Below are 14,577 nucleotides of genomic sequence, written 5' to 3'. Positions count from 1 at the left end.
CGTCACCTGCCGGGGTTCGTCGAGGGGGCGGGCGTGGGGGCGGGAGCCGGGGCGCCGGTGGGGACCGACGCGGCGGCGCTGGGCAGCGGGACGGTCGCGGTGGCCATCGCCTCGGGCGCCGGGACGCGGGGGGCGCCGGAGGAGGCGGCGGGTCCGGGGACGCCCTTGACGCTGCCGTCGGGCGCCAGGAAAACGGGGTCGCCGCCGGGGACCATGCCGAGGTCGCGGGCGCGGCGCTGGAGGGCGTCGGGCGCGGAGTGGGCGTCGATGTCCCGTTGGAGGGCCTGTTCCTCGTCGGTGAGGTTCTTGGTGTCCCGTTTGAGGTCGTCGAGCTCGAAGGCGCCCTCGCTGAGGGCTGAGTTCAGCACCAGCAGGCCGATCAGTCCGCCGCCGAGGAGGAGGACGACGAGGAGGACGAAGGGTGTGCGGGCCGCGCGGGCCCGTCCGGCGGGGAGGAGCCGCGCGAGTCGGGCCGCCCTCCCCTTCAGTTCGGGTTTCCTGCTCACTCACGCTCCCCTGGGTTCGTTCTTCCTGCCCGTGTGCACGTCCCCTCGCGGGGCGCCGTTACTCCAGGTGCTCCCTGATGCGCTGGGCGCCGCGCAGCCGTGCGGGGGCCGCGCGCCGGTTCTCGGCGATCTCCTCCTCGGTGGGGAGTTCGGCACCTCGGGTGAGCAGCTTGAGCCGGGGCTGGTAGCGCTCGGGGACGACGGGGAGTCCGGGCGGCGCGGTGGTGGCGGCTCCGGCCGCGAACACCTGCTTGACCAGCCGGTCCTCCAGGGAGTGGTAGGACAGCACGGCGATGCGTCCGCCCACGTCGAGCGCCCGCACCGCGGCGGGGATCGCCCGTTCCAGTACGGCCAGCTCGCCGTTGACCTCGATGCGCAGGGCCTGGAAGGTGCGTTTGGCCGGGTTGCCGCCGGTGCGCTTGGCGGCCTGCGGCAGGGCGTCCCGGATCAGCTCCACCAGGCGTGCGCTGCGGGTGAACGGCTCCTTCTCGCGCTCCCGGACGACGGCGGCGACGATCCGCTTGGCCTGCTTCTCCTCGCCGTAGGTCCGCAGGATGCGCACCAGGTCGCCGGGCGGGTAGGTGTTGAGGACCTCGGCGGCGCTCACGCCGGTCGTCTGGTCCATGCGCATGTCGAGCGGGGCGTCCTGGGCGTAGGCGAAGCCGCGGTCGGCCTCGTCGAGCTGCATGGAGGACACGCCGAGGTCGAACAGCACGCCCTGCACGCGCGGCAGCCCGAGCCGGTCGAGGACGTCGGGCAGCTCGTCGTAGACGGCGTGCACCAGGGTGGCCCGCTCGCCGAAGGGGGCGAGCCGTTCGCCGGACAGGCGCAGGGCCTCCTTGTCGCGGTCCAGGGCGACGAGCCGGGCCTCGGGGAAGCGCCGCAGCAGGGCCTCGCTGTGGCCGCCGAGGCCGAGGGTGCAGTCGACGACCACCGCTTGGGGCCGCTCCAGGGCGGGGGCGAGCAGGTCGAGGCAGCGGTCGAGCATGACCGGGACGTGCCGGGCCTCCCCCGCCCCTCGCTCGCCGTCACCGGTGTTCTCAAGCGCTTCGCGCCCTGTCACTCTGGGCCCTCTCACATCCGGCCCGGCCGTGACGCACCGCCGGGTCCCCACCCCTGACCCGGTGAGGGGGCGGCCTGTCGGCGCCGGAAGCGGGAGGAGGCCGGGAGCGGGAGGAGGCCGAGCCGTGCGTACGCGCCGCGCACGCGAGGAGATCTCCGGGCGGGCCCGGGTCTCCCTGGAAAAACAGTCCGGCGGGAGGGTCTCGCCTCCCGCTTCGCGTCACTTTAGTCCACGGTGTCGCCCGGTCAATCAACCGGCCTGCGCGTCGCCCGTCCGGGCGCGGGACAAGCCCCGGCGGGGGACAATTCACCCTTAGGAGGCAGATCACATCGCCCCTGTGGATTACCTCACAACAAAACCCGATGCGGTTCTTTGTCCCGTCTCATGACGCGCCCCGGCGGGTCGTGAGCATTACCGTCATGAGTATGACGACTTCTGCATCGGTCCCCGCAGGCTCAGGTGGCGCGGCACTCGGCGAGGAGACGGTCACCGACCGCCTGGTCGACGCCAACCACCAGTACGCGGCCGCCTTCACCGACCCCGGCATGGACGCCCGCCCCGTGCTGCGCGTCGCGGTCGTGGCCTGCATGGACGCCCGCCTCGACCTGCACGCGGCGCTCGGCCTCGAACTGGGCGACTGCCACACCATCCGCAACGCCGGCGGCGTCGTCACCGACGACGTGATCCGCTCGCTGACCATCAGCCAGCGCGCCCTGGGCACGCGCAGCGTGGTGCTGATCCACCACACCAACTGCGGCCTGGAGTCGATCACCGAGGAGTTCCGGCACGACCTGGAGATGGAGGTCGGCCAGCGCCCGGCCTGGGCCGTGGAGGCCTTCCGTGACGTCGACCAGGACGTGCGGCAGTCGATGCAGCGGGTGCGGACCTCGCCGTTCCTGCTGCACACCGAGGACGTGCGCGGCTTCGTCTTCGACGTCAAGAGCGGCCTGCTGCGGGAGATCGACCCCGCCTGACCTGCCGCCCGCCCGTTCGCGCCCCGGAGGTCCCAGGACGTACAAAGGTCGTACGACCTGACATATCGCCGCCGGTTATCCACAGGCGAGTGACACGAATCGGTAACGGCGGCAAGAATGCGGGAGAGGTGTCACGCGGAACTTCTCCCGCGTGACGTCCGTGATTCGGGGTGGGCCGGTCCGCACAGCAAGGCGTCGGCCCGGAAACATGCGCCCCCCGCTCCCGCCGGGAGCGCGGGGAAAGGCCGAGGAGGGCCGGGTGACGACCTATGACGATCGAGCGAGCCTCACTGATTTGACCGCCGTGGTGGAACGCGTGCGGGGTTCGGTGGAGGGCGTGATCGAGGGCAAGCCCGAGGTCGTACGGCTCTCGCTGACCGTCCTGCTCGCCGAGGGACACCTGCTCATCGAGGACGTCCCGGGAGTCGGCAAGACGATGCTGGCCAAGGCGCTGGCGCGGTCCATCGACTGCTCGGTGCGGCGGATCCAGTTCACGCCGGACCTGCTGCCGTCGGACATCACGGGTGTGTCCATCTGGGACCAGCAGCGCCGCGACTTCGAGTTCAAGCCGGGAGCCATCTTCGCGCAGGTGGTGATCGGCGACGAGATCAACCGCGCCTCGCCCAAGACGCAGTCCGCGCTCCTGGAGTCGATGGAGGAGCGCCAGGTCACCATCGACGGCAAGACCTACGAGCTGCCCAGCCCCTTCATGGTGGTGGCGACGCAGAACCCGGTCGAGATGGAGGGCACCTATCCGCTGCCGGAGGCCCAGCGCGACCGCTTCATGGCCCGCGTCTCGGTCGGCTACCCGAGCGCGGAGGCCGAACTGCAGATGCTGGACGTGCACGGCGGCGTCTCCCCGCTGGAGGACCTCCAGCCGGTGGCGCACGCGCACGAGATCCTGAAGCTGATCGAGGCGGTGCGCGGCGTGCACGTCGCCGAGCCGGTCCGCCGGTACGCGGTCGACCTGGTCGGGGCCACCCGTACGCACCCGGACCTCAGGCTCGGCGCGTCGCCGCGCGCCACGCTGCACCTGCTGCGTGCGGCCAAGGCGGCGGCGGCCCTGAACGGCCGGGAGTACGCGCTGCCGGACGACGTGCAGGCCCTCGCGGTGGCGGTGCTCGCCCACCGCCTGCTGCCCACCGCCCAGGCCCAGCTCAACCGCCGCACCGCCGAGCAGGTCGTGCAGGAGATCCTGCAGAGCACACCGGTGCCGTCGGCCACGCCCCAGCAGTCCGGGTTCGGCCCGGTCCACAGCGTCCCGGGTTACGGCCAGCACCCGCCGCGGAGGCTGTGATGTCCGCCGCGGGGGCGGTCCGGGCGGAGGGCGACAGCGGCGAGAAGGGCGGTGTGCGCACCGCCCTGGCCGGGCTCACCACCCGCGGGCGCTCCTTCCTGGCCGCCGGGGTGGCCGCCGCGATCTGCGCGTACGTGCTCGGCCAGAGCGACCTGCTGCGGGTCGGGCTGCTGCTGTCGGTGCTGCCCCTGGTGTGCGCGGCCGTGCTGTACCGCACCCGGTACCGGGTCGCCGCCAGCCGGCGGCTCTCCCCCTCGCGCGTGCCGGCCGGGTCGGAGGCCCGGGTCCACCTGCGGATGGACAACGTCTCCCGGCTGCCCACCGGCCTGCTGATGCTGCAAGACCGGGTGCCCTACGTCCTCGGTCCGCGCCCGCGCTTCGTCCTGGACCGGGTGGAGGCGGGCGGGCGCCGCGAGGTGTCCTACCGGGTCCGCTCCGACCTGCGCGGCCGGTACCCGCTGGGGCCCCTCCAGCTGCGCCTGTCGGACCCGTTCGGCATGTGCGAGCTGACCCGGTCGTTCTCCACGTACGACACGCTCACCGTCGTCCCCCGGGTGGAGCCGCTGCCGCCGGTGCGGCTCGGCGGCGAGGCCCGGGGCTACGGCGACGGGCGGCTGCGGGCCCTGGCCCTGGCGGGCGAGGACGACGTGATCCCGCGCGGCTACCGCTACGGCGACGACCTGCGCCGGGTGCACTGGCGCTCCACGGCCCGCTACGGCGAGCTGATGGTGCGCCGCGAGGAGCAGCCGCAGCGGGCCCGCTGCACCGTCCTGCTGGACACCCGGGCCGTCGCCTTCGAGGGCGCGGGACCCGACTCGGCGTTCGAGTGGGCGGTGTCGGGCGCCGCCTCCGTGCTGGTGCACATGCTGGAGCGGAGCTTCTCGGTGCGGCTGCTGACCGACACGGGCACCGTGGTGCCGGGCGAGGCCGGGTCCGACGGGTTCGCCGGGGCCGGCCAGGAGTCGGCGGACGCGGCCGGTCTGATGATGGACACCCTCGCCGTGGTCGACCACTCCGACGGCGCGGGCCTGTCCCGCGCGTACGACGTGCTGCGCGGCGGGAACGAGGGGCTGCTGGTGGCCTTCCTCGGTGATCTGGACGAGGAGCAGGCGGCCGTGTGCGCCCGGATGCGGCAGCGCAGCGGCGGCGCCCTGGCCTTCGTGCTGGACCGGGAGAGCTGGCGGCGGGAACCGGCCGCCGGGTCCGGTTCGTTGAGCGGGAGCGGGGACACCCTGCGGATGCTGCGCGAGGCGGGCTGGACGGCGGTCGGCGTACCCCGCGGTGCCGCGCTGGAAGGGCTGTGGCGGCTGGCGGAGCGGGAGCGTTCCGGCCTGGCCACGGCGAACGGCGGGGAGGGACCGTGATGAGCGGGCGGATACGGCTGACGCTGGCCGCGTGGGGGGCCACGCTGCTCGCGGCGAGCGCCCTGCTGCCCCTGGTCAGGCCGGCGACCTGGCTGATGCAGGCGGCGTTCCTGCTCGCCGTGCAGGCGGGCGTGGGGGCGGCGGCCCGGAGGGTACCGCTCGCCCGGCCGGTCACGGTGGCGGCCCAGCTGCTCGTCACCCTGTTCCTGCTGACCCTGGTCTTCGCCCGGGAGCACGCCTTCGCCGGTTTCATTCCGGGGCCGGAGGCGATCCGGTTCTTCGCCGAGCTGCTGGAGAGCGGCGGCAACGACGTCAACCGGTACGCGATACCGGCTCCCCTGTCCGACGGCATCCGGCTGATGCTGGTCGGCGGGGTCCTGATCATCGGTCTGCTGGTGGACGCGCTGGCGGTGACGTTCCGCAGCGCGGCCCCGGCCGGGCTCCCGCTGCTCGCGCTGTACTCGGTGGCGGCGGGGCTGGCCGACGGCGGCAGCGACTGGCTGTGGTTCCTGCTGGCCGCGGCGGGCTATCTGACGCTGCTGCTCGCGGAGGGCCGCGACCGGCTCTCGCAGTGGGGGCGGGTCTTCGGCGGCGCCCCACGGGGCATGGACGGCGAGTCGTCCGGCGCGTCCACCCCTGTGCGCACGGGACGGCGGATCGGCGTGGTGGCGCTCGGCATCGCCCTGGTGGTGCCGCTGGCGCTGCCCGCGATGGACGGCGGCCTGCTGGACCCGGCCGGTGCGGGCGTCGGACGCGGCAGCGGGGGCGGCGGCACGATCTCGGCGGTGAACCCGCTGGTGTCGCTGCGCGACTCGCTGAACGTGAACGAGGACCGCCAGGTGATGTCGGTGCGCACCGAACTGGAGGACACCTCCGACCTGTACCTGCGGATCGTCTCCCTGGACGACTTCGACGGCACGACCTGGAAGCCGTCCAAGCGGTCCATCACCACGGTGCCCGACGGCGCCTTCCCGACCCCGGCGGGCCTGAGCCCGGAGATCGACCGCACCGAGGTCGGCACGACCATCTCCGCCGCCGACTGGTACGGCCAGGACTGGCTGCCGATGCCGTACCCGCCGAGCGGGGTGAGCATCCGGGGCGACTGGCGCTACGAACCGGTCGGGATGACCCTGGTGGGCGACCACGGCCAGAGCACCCGGGGCATGACCTACGAGGTGCGCAGCCTCGACGTCCGGCCCACGGCGGAGCAGCTGGCCGACGCACCGGAAGCGCCGGCCGTCCTCAAGCGGGAGTTCACGCAGCTGCCGGATTCACTGCCGGAGGTGGTGCACCGGACGGCCCGTGAGGTCACCGAGGGCGCGTCGACCGACTACGACCGCGCGGTGCTGCTGCAGGACTACTTCGCCGTGAGCGGCGGCTTCGAGTACGACACCCAGGTGGACGTCGGCAGCGGCTCCCGGGGGATCGCCCGCTTCCTGCGCGACAAGCAGGGCTTCTGCGTGCACTACTCGTTCGCGATGGCCTCGATGGCCCGCTCGCTCGGGATACCGGCCCGGGTCGCGGTGGGGTTCGCCCCCGGCACGCCGCAGGCGAACGGCACGGTCTCGGTGGGCCTGCGGGACGCACACGCCTGGCCCGAGCTGTACTTCGAGGGCGTCGGCTGGACGCGCTTCGAGCCGACGCCCACGCGGGGCTCGATCCCGTCCTACAGCCAGCCCGACACCACCGAGGACGCGATCCCGGACCCGGCCGCGCCGTCGGAGGAGACCTCGTCGGCGCCGTCGGCGGCACCGTCGGCGACCGACGGCTGCACGCTGGAGCGGATCCGGCTGGACGGCGCCTGCCCGAGCGAATCGGCCGACGCCGTGTTGGCCGCCGGTGACGACGGCCCCCGGTGGTACGCGATGCTGCTGTGGGCCCTGGGCGGGCTCGCGGTACTGCTGGTGCCGCTGTCCCCGATGCTGTGGCGGCTGCGGACCCGTGCGGCGCGGCTGGGCGGCCACGGCCGCTCGGAGGCCGACGCGGCCCCGCACGTCCTGGCCGTCTGGGACGAGCTGACGGACTCGGCGTGGGATCACGGGGTCTCCCCCGACGACTCCCTGACACCCCGCAAGGCGGCCGCCCGGATCGTCCGGCTGGGCCGGCTCGACGACGAGGCCGCGGCCTCGGTGCACCGGGTGGCGGACGCGGTGGAGCAGGTGCTCTACGCACCGCGTCCCCGTCCCGCGGCCGGTCTGGCGGACGACGTCCGGCGCGTGATCGCCGGTCTGCGGGCCGCGTCGGGACGCGGTACCCGCCTGCGCGCGCGGTTCGCCCCGCGTTCGACCGTACGGGTGGTGTGGCGGGCGTCGGCGTGGTGGGCCGGGGTCCGCGACCGCGCCGCGGCCCTGCGGCCGACGTGGCGGCCTTCGTGGCGCCGGGCCTCGCGCCAGCAGGGCTGAGGCGGGACGGGACCGCAGTACGGGAGGGCCGGCTTTCCCCGGGTTCGGGTGGGGGCGGGTGCGGCTTCGGGCCGGGCCCGCCCCTTTCGGTGTCGGGGGGCGGGGTGTTGGGGGACGGGGTGTCGGGGGGCGGGGTGTTGGGGGACGGGGTGTCGGGGGGCGGGGTGTCGGGGGGCGGGGTGTCGGGTCGCTCGGCGTGACGGGGCAGGTGCCGGGGGGCGGGTCGCTCGGCGTGACGGGGCGGGGGTCGGGCGGCCGGGGCGCACCTTCTGCAGCAGGCTCGCGGTGGTCGCCAGGCGGCGTGGCTCGGGCCCGCCGTCCCGGCGTACTGCGGACACCACGCAGCCCAAGCCGCCGCACAGCCACCTCACGCAGTGTGCTCCCCCACGGTCGGCCCACCTTGATCCGACGGTGTGGTCCGGTCAGCCGGACCGCTGGCCGGCCGAACCCCGCCGCACCGGCTGCAACGGCCACACCGGCCCGCCCGAGGCGAGGGGCCGCGCCGCCGGAGACCCGCCCGAGACCTCGCCGTCGAGCCCTCCCGGCCCGGACGTCCGACTCCGACGACAGCCCAGGAGCGCACGTGCACGGGGGTGGTGGGCGGTGAGCAGGCCTGGGCCGGCCGGGCCGCTGAGTCGCCTGCGGATCGCGGGACGACAGGGCATGGCGGGGCCTGGCCCGGGGCACGCCAGGGCGAGGATGGGACAGGGTGGCCCGGGCGTCGGAAGACCCCACGGGCTCGCTCGGGGAGGGCGCCGGCGGGGTCAGGGCGTGCGGCAGGGGGTGGCCGCCGTCCGGGCGGTCACCCCCTGTTGCCTGTCTTCAGCTGTTCCGGCCGGCGGCTGCACGCTGCCGGTGGGACGTCGGGCGGCCGGGACTAATGGCCACCCTGCTCGTCACGGCGGCGCTGCCAGCGCTCCTCGATCCGGTTCATCACCGAGCGTCGCTGCCGGCCCTGTCGGCCCGACTGCGGGGCGCCCGGCGCACCGGCGGTCTGTTGCTCGCCGGGCTTGGGCGCCTTGCGCCAGCCGGTCACGGCGAGAACCGCGCAGCCCAGCATGACGAGGAACCCCACCACGCTGAGCCAGACCTGCTGGGCGACCATACCGGCCATGAGGAGCGCAATACCCACGAGGAAGCCCACGACCGCCTGGTAGACCCGCCGCCGGGTGTACGTACGCAGCCCGCTTCCCTCGAGCGCCGACGCGAACTTGGGATCTTCGGCGTACAGCGCTCGCTCCATTTGCTCGAGCATGCGCTGCTCGTGCTCCGAGAGCGGCACGGAGTCCTCCTCATCGTGCAGTCGCCGGGGGCGACCCGGGGGGTCCCTACAGGATAGGCAGGGAATCGCCCCCGTGAAACCCGCCCCTCTACGCCAATGGGCCAACCGGAACCCGCCATGAACGTCCCGGCTCGCTGAGGCTCCTATTCCCCGGCGGCCGTCCCGTCATGCCGGGGCGGTCTCCCTCGATCATACGGCGCCCAGCCGCCATTCGGGGGGCCTGTGGCGCACTCCATGCGCGCGCGGGGTTTCGCGCGAGCCCCTGATCAGCGGCTCGTCACGCCGGACGACTCAGTCCCCGGTGGCCTCGGTGGCCGCACGGGCCTCCGTGGCCCCCTCGGCTCCCGCGCCCTCCACAGCCCCGGTGGTCTCGGTGGCCCCCTCCGTCCCGGCGCCCCCGTCCGCCTCGCCCAGCACGTGGAGCTGCGTGGCAACGGCGTGGAAGGCGGCCAGTTCCGCCGCCGCGGCCTCCAGCCGGAGCAGCGCGTCCAGCGCGCCGGGTTCGGTGTCCACGAGCGCGCCGGGGACGAGGTCGGCGAAGACCCGCACGCCGTGCACGGCGGCGATCCGCAGCCCGGCGCCCTCGGCGAGCGCGGTGAGCTGGTCGGCGGTGAAGCGGCGTGGCATGGGGTCGCCGTCGCCCCACCGGCCGTCGGGGTCGCCGAGGGCCTGGTGGGCCTCCGAGAAGTGGCCGGCCAGGGCGCGGGCGATGACGGCGCCGCCGAGGCCCGCGGCGAGCAGGCTGAGCACGCCCCCGGGGCGCAGTGCGGCCACCGCGTTGCGCAGACCGTGGGCGGGGTCGTCGACGTACTCCAGGACCCCGTGACAGAGCACGACGTCGTAGCCGCCGCGCTCGGCCACGTCGAAGAGGCCGTGGGCGTCGCCCTGGCGGCCCTGGACCCGGTCGGCGACGTCGGCCTCGGCGGCGCGGCGTTCCAGGGCGAACAGCGCGTTGGGGCTGGGGTCGACGACGGTCACCCGGTGGCCGAGCCGGGCCAGGGGGACGGCGAAGTTGCCGCTGCCGCCACCGGCGTCGAGGACGTCCAGGACCGGCCGGCCGGTCGCCTTCACCCGGGCCTGCAGGGCCTCCTGGAGGACCTCCCAGACCACGGCGGTCCGCAGGGCGGCCCGGGACCGGGAGGGTTCCGGGCGCGGCGACGCCGTCTGCGGGTGGGAGTGGGGGGCGGACGGGCGCATCGGGTCCGGCACGGCAGTTGCTCCTCGGCGCGGCACCGCCTTCATCCTCGGGCGGGGCGGATCGGACGGCCGCCCGGCCCGGGGCATCGGGACGGGCGGGGTTCAGGCGCCTTCCACCCTATTGCCTCGACGGCTGGATCCGGTCACCTGCCAGCGCCGTCACGGTCCGGTCCGAGCGGGACCCTGACGGCGGGCGGGGCGGAGCGGAGTCGCGGGGCAGGACGGGCGACGGAACGGGAACCACTGCGGGACGGCAGGGCGGCGGGGCGGGCAGGACTCGGTGCGGTCCCGGTGGCGGTCCGCCCCGATCGTGGTGAGCCGGCCCGGTGGCGGCCGGTCGTCGCCGTGGCGGGGACGGGGTGCGGTCCCCGCCGGGGCAGTCGGTCCCGCTGGAGATCGGCCGCCACGGTGGCGGACCGGCCGACCCCGTGGCGGTCAGCCGCCCCGGAGGCGGTCGCGACCCTATGGCGGTCAGCCGGCGTCGGGCAGGTCCCGGTCGGTGTCGCCACCCGGGTCCGGGCCCTGCGGGCGGCCGGCGCGCTGCCCCTCCGTTTCGGTTCGGTCGGTGTCGGGGCGGGGCTGCGGAAGGACCGGCTGCAGGACGAGCATCCGCTCCACCAGGCGCAGGAACACCGCCACGTCCCGTATGAGGTCGTCGGCGTCCCGGTCGGTCGCCGCGCCCCGGATGCCCGCCTCGGCCCGGGCGCGGCGCCGGGCCCCGGACGCGAACAGCGCGCTCCACTCGGTGAGTTCCGGCGCTATCTCGGGGAGCACTTCCCAGGCGCTCCTGATCTTCGCCCGCGCCCGGGGCGAGGTCTCCGGCCGGCCCCGGGCGGCGAGCACGGCGGCGGCGGTGCGCAGGGCGGCGAGGTGGGCCGTCGCGTAGCGCTCGTTGGGGGTCTCCAGGACGGTGGCCTCGTCGAGTCCGGCACGGGCCTGGGCGAGCAGATCGAGGGCGGCGGGCGGGGCCGCGGCGCGGCGCAGCACGGGGTGGACGTCGCTCGCCGGGCCGGTCAGTGAGGGTGCAGGGCCGGCTGCGCGGCGCCGACGGGCGGCTGCTGCGGACGAGTGGGCCATGACGAACCTCCTGTCGTCTTCATGACGGCACGCCCCGAGACGGGACGCCGTATGACACATCGTGAGGTATGGCACTGACAATCCGTTCTGACCTGCGACTTTGCTTCGAGCGGGCGTTCGGGCTAGTTTTTGCACTGACCAGTCAGTTTAAAAACATGGGGGCATGAGTGGACGGTCAGGGCGGAGCCGCCGTGGCGGCCCGCGACTTCGGCCTGAAGGGACCGCGGGGCTGGGCGTTCCGCGGGGTCTCGGTCGACGCGGAACCGGGTGCGCTGATCGCGGTGGAGGGACCGTCCGGTTCGGGGCGCACCTGCCTGCTGCTGGCGCTCACCGGGCGGATGCGGCCTTCGGCGGGCGGGGCGACCGTCGGCGGGTTCGACCTGCCGAAGCGGATGGCCGCGGTGCGCCGGATCAGCGCGCTCGCGCACGTCACGGGGGTGACGGACCTCGACCCGGCGCTGACCGTCGGGGAGCACCTGCGGGAACGGGCCCTGCTCCAGCGCCGCTTCGGCGACGCACTGTCGGCGTGGCTGCGTCCGCGCGGCGCACGGGCCGGGGAGGAGAAGCGGCGGGTCGCCGCCGCGCTGGAGTCGGCCGGGCTGGACACGGACGCCCTCCCCAAAGGCCTCCGGACGGCCGTACGGGACCTGGAGCGGGTGGAGGCGCTGCGCCTGTCCGTGGCCCTGGCACTGCTCGGCGGGCCGGCGCTGCTCGCCGTGGACGACGTCGACCTGAAGCTGTCGTCCGCCGAACGGGCGGAGGTCTGGGACCTGTTCAGGTCGCTCACCGCCGCCGGGACCACGGTCGTGGCGGTGTGCAGCGAGTCCCCCGACGACGCGGTCCGCATCCGGACGGACGCCGGCGCCGGCGCCGACAGCGGGTCCGCCACCGCTGTGGACGACGTTCCGTCCGGCGCCGCCGTCCCGGAGGTCGAACCCGCAACCGGGACCGAGGCCGGGACCGAGACCGAGAGCGAGGCCACGTCGGCGTCCGAGGCCGATTCCGGAGCCGCATCCGAGAAGGGTTCCCCGGCCGACGCCCGTCCCGGCCCCACCGCCACCCCCACCGCTGCCCCCGTGAGGACCGGCGACGACAGGTCCGTACCCGAGGCGCCCGCAGGCCGCACGGCCGGTACGGCCCGCACGGCCCGCACGGTCGCCACGGGCCGCGCGGAGGCGCTGCCGGACCGCGGGCGGGACGCGGGGCGGACGGGCCGCCGGGCCGGGGCGCGGAACGGACGCGCCGCTGACCGCGCGCGGACGGCGGGGGACACGCCCGCCGCGCACCACGACACGAAGGAGGAGGCGGCCGATGCGTTCGCCGAAACTGGCCGCTCTTGAGCTCCGGCGGTTCGGCCGGGGCAAGCTGCCGCGGGCCGCGCTGGTCGCGCTGATGGTGCTGCCGTTGCTCTACGGCGCCCTGTACCTGTGGTCGTTCTGGGACCCGTACGACCGTCTGGACCGCATCCCGGTGGCGCTGGTCAACGACGACGAGGGGGCGACGGCGGACGGGAAGCGGATCACCGCGGGCGACGACATCGCGGACGGGCTGCGGGACAGCGGCACCTTCGACTGGCGCGAGGTGAGCGCCGAGGAGGCGCGCCGCGGGGTCGAGGACGGCACGTACTACCTGTCGCTGACCATGCCCGCGGACTTCAGCCGCCGCATCGCCTCCAGTTCGGGGGACACGCCGGAGACCGGCGCCCTCCAGGTGCGCACCAACGACGCCAACAACTACATCGTCGGGCAGATCTCCCGGACGGTGTTCGGCGAGGTCCGCCAGGCCGCGTCGACGAAGACCTCCCGCTCCTTCCTGGACAAGATCTTCGTCTCGTTCTCCGACATCCACGGCCGTACGGAGAAGGCGGCCAAGGGTGCCGACGAGCTGAAGGGCGGCATCGGCAAGGCGGAGAAGGGCTCCAAGGACCTCGCCGACGGCCTCACCGACGCCAAGGGGGTCAGCGGCAAGCTGTCCAAGGGCCTGGAGGACCTCGACAAGGCCGCGGGCCGCCTCAAGGACGGCTCGCGCAAGGTCGCCGACGGCACGGGGGCCCTGTCCGACCGGGTGAACGCGATGGACACCACGGTGGGGCCGGTCCTGGAGAAGAACGAGAAGGCCATCGGGGCCACGGCTCGGCTGGTCGCGGAGTCGGCCGGGAAGCTCCGCGACGACCTCGACGCACTGCAGAAGCGCGCCCCGGCCGCCGCCGAGGACGCCCGCACCGCCTCCACCGACCTCGACGGCGTGCACCGCACCCGCTGCGAGGAGGCGGAGGAACCGGACGCCGCCTGCGCCGACCTGGGGAAGGCGAAGGACGCGGCGGCGGACGCGGCCGGTGTCGCCGAGGACGTGGGCGCCCTGGTCACCGGCAACCGCGAGGAACTGAGGAAGCTGGACACGAAGCTGGGCACCCTGGAGAAGCAGGCCGGGACGCTCGCCGAGCGCGCGCCGACCCTGTCCGAGGACCTGGACGACGCGGTCACCCGGGTCAACGCCCTGGACGAGGGCGCCGGGAAGGTGGCGTCCGGCCTGAAGAAGCTGCACGAGGCGCTGGGCAGGGCCGGGACGGGCGCGTCGGGGCTCGACAAGGGCATCGGCAAGCTGGGCAGCGGCGCCGACGACCTGAACGGCGGCATCTACAAGCTGGTCGACGGCTCCGGCGAGCTGGCGGGCGGGCTGCACGACGGCGCCGAACGCATCCCGGACTACGACGCGAAGGAGCGCGACCTGCGCACCGAGGTGATGGCCGACCCGGTGAAGCTGGTCTCCCGCGACCTGCACAAGGCGCCCAACTACGGCACCGGTTTCGCCCCGTACTTCATCCCGTTGTCGCTGTGGGTGGGCGCGATGGTGGCGTACATGCTGATCTCGCCGATGAACCGGCGGGCGCTGGCGGCGGGTGCCTCCGCGTGGCGGATCGCGCTGGCGGGCTGGCTGCCGGTGGTGGCCGTCGGGGTGCTCCAGACGGGGGCGCTGATGGCGGTGCTGCACTGGGCGATCGGGCTGCAGATGGTCCGGGCGGCCGGGACGGTGGCCTTCCTGTGCCTGGTGACGGCGTGCTTCGCGGCGATCGTGCAGTGGCTGAACGCCCGGTTCGGCGCGGCCGGCCGGATCCTGGTGCTGGCGCTGCTGATGCTCCAGCTGACGTCGGCGGGCGGCACGTACCCCGTGCAGACCAGTCCCGGCCTCTTCGAGGCGCTGCACCCGTTCCTGCCGATGAGCTACGTCGTGGAGGCACTGCGGCGGCTCATCACCGGCGGCGGTCTCGGGCCGGTGTGGCAGGCGTGCGCGGTACTGGCGGCGTTCACCCTCGGCGCGCTGGCGCTGACCGCCCTGTCGGCCCGGCGCCGCCAGGTGTGGACCCTGGACAAGCTGCACCCGGAGCTGAGCCTGTGACCGGGCGGGCGGGCGGTGC

General features: G+C 74.7%; 10 protein-coding genes and 1 pseudogene. 6 read left to right on the top strand and 5 right to left on the bottom strand.

Annotated elements, in window-relative coordinates; all coding sequences use genetic code 11:
- Positions 1-2 precede the first annotated feature (2 nt).
- Positions 3-506 (bottom strand): cell division protein FtsL, encoded by a 504-nt coding sequence (gene ftsL / locus AC02VZ_RS02900; RefSeq protein ID WP_476474431.1) that lies wholly within the window; start codon positions 504-506, stop codon positions 3-5.
- A 58-nt stretch (positions 507-564) separates the two neighbouring features.
- Entirely contained in the window at positions 565-1,569 is a 1,005-nt protein-coding gene (rsmH, locus tag AC02VZ_RS02895) for a 16S rRNA (cytosine(1402)-N(4))-methyltransferase RsmH (RefSeq protein WP_432055219.1), read from the bottom strand.
- Positions 1,570-1,994: 425 nt separating this feature from the next.
- Here rsmH and AC02VZ_RS02890 point away from each other — a divergent pair, with 425 nt between their 5' ends.
- From AC02VZ_RS02890 to AC02VZ_RS02875, 4 genes are all read left to right on the top strand, one after another.
- On the top strand, positions 1,995-2,543 hold the full coding sequence (locus AC02VZ_RS02890) for a beta-class carbonic anhydrase (RefSeq protein WP_432055220.1): 549 nt from the start codon (positions 1,995-1,997) through the stop codon (positions 2,541-2,543).
- Positions 2,544-2,802: 259 nt separating this feature from the next.
- On the top strand, positions 2,803-3,840 hold the full coding sequence (locus AC02VZ_RS02885) for an AAA family ATPase (RefSeq protein WP_432055221.1): 1,038 nt from the start codon (positions 2,803-2,805) through the stop codon (positions 3,838-3,840).
- Positions 3,840-5,204 (top strand): DUF58 domain-containing protein, encoded by a 1,365-nt coding sequence (locus AC02VZ_RS02880; RefSeq protein ID WP_476474430.1) that lies wholly within the window; start codon positions 3,840-3,842, stop codon positions 5,202-5,204. Before AC02VZ_RS02885 ends, AC02VZ_RS02880 begins: the two co-directional genes overlap by 1 nt.
- Positions 5,204-7,606 carry a transglutaminase TgpA family protein gene (locus AC02VZ_RS02875; protein WP_476474429.1) on the top strand — a complete coding sequence of 801 codons (2,403 nt, stop codon included), beginning with the start codon at positions 5,204-5,206 and terminating at the stop codon, positions 7,604-7,606. The genes AC02VZ_RS02880 and AC02VZ_RS02875 overlap by 1 nt, the downstream gene beginning before the upstream one ends.
- Positions 7,607-8,483: 877 nt before the next feature.
- Here AC02VZ_RS02875 and AC02VZ_RS02870 read toward each other — a convergent pair.
- The 3 genes from AC02VZ_RS02870 to AC02VZ_RS02860 form a co-directional block, all read right to left on the bottom strand.
- Positions 8,484-8,888, bottom strand: a complete 405-nt coding sequence (locus AC02VZ_RS02870) for a DUF3040 domain-containing protein (RefSeq protein ID WP_432055224.1) — start codon at positions 8,886-8,888, stop codon at positions 8,484-8,486.
- A 291-nt stretch (positions 8,889-9,179) separates the two neighbouring features.
- A complete protein-coding gene (locus AC02VZ_RS02865) occupies positions 9,180-10,097 on the bottom strand; it encodes a methyltransferase (RefSeq protein WP_432055225.1) in 918 nt (305 codons plus the stop codon).
- 459 nt (positions 10,098-10,556) lie between these two features.
- Positions 10,557-11,162, bottom strand: coding sequence for an SAV_6107 family HEPN domain-containing protein (locus AC02VZ_RS02860; protein ID WP_432055226.1), 606 nt, complete (start codon positions 11,160-11,162; stop codon positions 10,557-10,559).
- A gap of 167 nt (positions 11,163-11,329) precedes the next feature.
- Between AC02VZ_RS02860 and AC02VZ_RS02855 the strand changes: the two are divergent.
- Together AC02VZ_RS02855 and AC02VZ_RS02850 are read left to right on the top strand one after the other, a co-directional pair.
- A pseudogene (locus AC02VZ_RS02855) lies at positions 11,330-12,011 on the top strand (ATP-binding cassette domain-containing protein); the annotation flags it as partial.
- A gap of 462 nt (positions 12,012-12,473) precedes the next feature.
- The gene (locus tag AC02VZ_RS02850) at positions 12,474-14,558 is read left to right on the top strand and encodes a YhgE/Pip family protein (protein WP_476474428.1); all 2,085 of its coding nucleotides are present in this window, start codon (positions 12,474-12,476) and stop codon (positions 14,556-14,558) included.
- The last annotated feature ends 19 nt before the right edge of the window (positions 14,559-14,577 follow it).

This window comes from Streptomyces sp. 3-6 (assembly GCF_056323165.1).
This window is presented reverse-complemented; position numbering and strand designations above follow the sequence as displayed.

Excerpts from the sequence above, each read along its gene's own strand:
- AC02VZ_RS02890 (WP_432055220.1), top strand. The coding sequence starts at position 1,995 with ATGACGACTTCTGCATCGGTCCCCGCAGGCTCAGGTGGCGCGGCACTC.
- AC02VZ_RS02860 (WP_432055226.1), bottom strand. The coding sequence starts at position 11,162 with ATGGCCCACTCGTCCGCAGCAGCCGCCCGTCGGCGCCGCGCAGCCGGC.
- AC02VZ_RS02880 (WP_476474430.1), top strand. The coding sequence starts at position 3,840 with ATGTCCGCCGCGGGGGCGGTCCGGGCGGAGGGCGACAGCGGCGAGAAG.
- AC02VZ_RS02875 (WP_476474429.1), top strand. The coding sequence starts at position 5,204 with ATGAGCGGGCGGATACGGCTGACGCTGGCCGCGTGGGGGGCCACGCTG.
- AC02VZ_RS02850 (WP_476474428.1), top strand. The coding sequence starts at position 12,474 with ATGCGTTCGCCGAAACTGGCCGCTCTTGAGCTCCGGCGGTTCGGCCGG.